The organism is Providencia hangzhouensis (assembly GCF_029193595.2).
GTDB lineage: Bacteria > Pseudomonadota > Gammaproteobacteria > Enterobacterales > Enterobacteriaceae > Providencia > Providencia hangzhouensis.
Genome location: NZ_CP135053.1, coordinates 1 through 2,683, shown reverse-complemented (window position 1 = coordinate 2,683; position 2,683 = coordinate 1). Strand labels below are relative to the sequence as shown.

The 2,683-nt window shown below is 41.7% G+C and carries 2 protein-coding genes; both read left to right on the top strand.

Features of this window, described 5'->3' with window-relative positions:
- Positions 1–857 precede the first annotated feature (857 nt).
- Positions 858–1,502 (top strand): quinolone resistance pentapeptide repeat protein QnrD1, encoded by a 645-nt coding sequence (locus PZ638_RS20755; protein WP_012634451.1) that lies wholly within the window; start codon positions 858–860, stop codon positions 1,500–1,502.
- 637 nt (positions 1,503–2,139) lie between these two features.
- Complete coding sequence (locus PZ638_RS20750; RefSeq protein ID WP_015063446.1) at positions 2,140–2,580, top strand: hypothetical protein; 441 nt, start codon at positions 2,140–2,142, stop codon at positions 2,578–2,580.
- The last annotated feature ends 103 nt before the right edge of the window (positions 2,581–2,683 follow it).

The window sequence follows — 2,683 nt, the reverse complement described above, 5'->3', positions numbered from 1 at the left end:
CAGAATAATAGATAGACACAAGATGACGTTGTGTTATTTCTTACCCATTAATCCACCTGTTATTCTACCTATTACTTTACCCGTTATTGCACCCAATTTAGGTATAACGGGCAGAATAACGGGTGAAATAATGGGTAGAATCATAGTTTTACTAACTTGCACCCCATGATACTTTCAGTATCAATGCCACTCATTTTCTGGACGAAAATGAATGACATAAGGCTCCGCCCTCTGGCTATTTTCTTCGGCTGGACGCCTGCGAAAAAAACCATTCACCCAAGCCCGTCAAACTCACTGCGTTCGTCTGACCACCCCCTTTTTTCGCCCCTGTATTTGGTCGCTCAAAAATGTGGTGGTCAGACGCTTCGCTTGACGGGGGGCTTTGCCCCCAAAACGAAACACGTTCACTGGGGTTCACTTGCCATCGCTGGGGCGTGTCATTTCGTTTCGGCTCCCCCTGTTTTTCCCTTTCTTCGCTGGACGCTCATCAGGATAAAAACAAAAAGCCTACCGCCCTCGTTTTACTCGGTTGGTCAAATCGCTTCTTGCCACAAAACAAGTTTGTGACTTTCAGCGATTTCGCATCGTTTTACTTGTCAGTTTGCACGATGTTAAAAACGCACTCAGAAGCCCGCAAAACCGTTCTAAACTTTCAGCGTAGATTTGGGTGTTTTATAGGGTGATCGTGTCTTAAAATCGTTTCGAGGGGCTTTAATGGGGATGAACGGGAGGTTTTTGCTAACTAACTTGCCCGTTTAACATAAAAGGGATTGTATGAATCAATTTTAGCTAGAGTTTAAGGTTGTTCAAATTAATGTACAATGATTGCACTGTATAAATAACCAGGTGTAGCATGTATGGAAAAGCACTTTATCAATGAAAAGTTTTCACGAGATCAATTTACGGGGAATAGAGTTAAAAATATTGCCTTTTCAAATTGTGATTTTTCAGGGGTTGATTTAACTGATACTGAATTTGTTGATTGTAGTTTTTACGACAGGAATAGCTTGGAAGGGTGTGATTTTAATAGAGCCAAACTAAAAAACGCTAGCTTTAAAAGCTGCGATTTATCAATGAGTAATTTTAAAAACATTAGCGCCTTAGGTCTTGAAATTAGTGAGTGTTTAGCTCAAGGAGCTGATTTTCGAGGGGCTAATTTTATGAATATGATAACTACAAGGTCATGGTTTTGTAGTGCTTATATAACCAAGACAAATCTTAGTTACGCTAATTTTTCTAGAGTCATATTAGAAAAGTGCGAACTGTGGGAAAATCGCTGGAATGGCACTGTGATAACTGGCGCCGTGTTTCGTGGCTCCGATCTTTCTTGTGGGGAGTTTTCATCGTTTGATTGGTCTTTGGCTGATTTTACTGGTTGTGATTTAACGGGTGGGGCGCTTGGCGAGCTTGATGCAAGGCGAATTAATTTAGATGGAGTGAAGTTGGATGGAGAGCAGGCGCTTCAGCTTGTTGAGAGTTTAGGTGTTATTGTTCACCGATAAAATCTAGGTAAAAAACGCCTAATGCCCCAATGTGGTACTAATCAAAACGGAGCGAAGCGACATCTTCATCTTGTCTTTGCTTTTCTCCATGATCAGTTATTGGGTCATGGTCTCTTAGCTCGTTAATCTGGCTAAGTTTGGTTAGGTTGGGCTTCTTTCGACACTTCGCAATCCAAGAAATCCCTAGTCCGTTGATTGGTGCTCTTATCAGGTACGCACTGTAATCTTTCGATACCGCAGCGTGATTCGGAGGTAGAGCCGGAATTTCGTTTTCCGGTACGTTTTACTACCACAATTTGCCTGTTTATCCTTTCGGAGACCGGGCTAAGTCCGAGTCAATCAAGTGGTGCATTTGGGTTAATGTCGTTGGCTGGTATTTAATGAGAACGTGACAAGCGCCTCTCACGTTGCTAAGATTGGATTGCGACGTCTAATCTGAGCAACGAATGCACAAGATTTAGAGTACCAGAGCCCTGTGATGCTGTCACGGGGCTTTGTTACATCTGGAGCTTGGTAAACCTCATAAATTCAATTCGCAACGCTCGCCGCAAGGCGTGAACTTGTTTCACGTCGAGGAAGCGGAATTTCTCGAAAGCCTTATACTGTCTCCGTTCACACATGATCGGAGGGTGTCTCTATGTCTCAATTATTTCGTTTGGCATCGCCAGAAGATTACGAATACATCGAAGAATTAAATTTATGGGAATTGTCATTTGATAAGCGACCGGTTCAAGGGGTTCGTTGTGAAGATCCGGTGATCGGGGCAGAAAAATATAATCAAGGGCGTGAAAAATTTAAGGCGTTAGCGTCACGGCATAAAAAACACTGGAAACCGAACGGATTGACCTTTTCGGAGTTGATCCGCTGGGCAATAGAATGCGGAACTCCAGAACAATGTCAGCTTGTTTTAGCGTTATACCATTGCACAAACGATGATGATTATCAGGCGATGGGAATTCAGTTAAGCCGAAGTATTGATAATGCAAATGTCAGTCCGATCATCTTTTTCACAGGTAAAAATCAACGGTTATTAGGTGATATTTCGATGCTAAAACAGCTCGAAGAAAAGGTGCGCTGACGTTAGGTTTACCTATTATTTTATGTATTATCCTATCTATTATTCTATCTCTTATTTTATCTATTTCGTCTGTAATAGGTAGAATAATACATAGAATAAGATA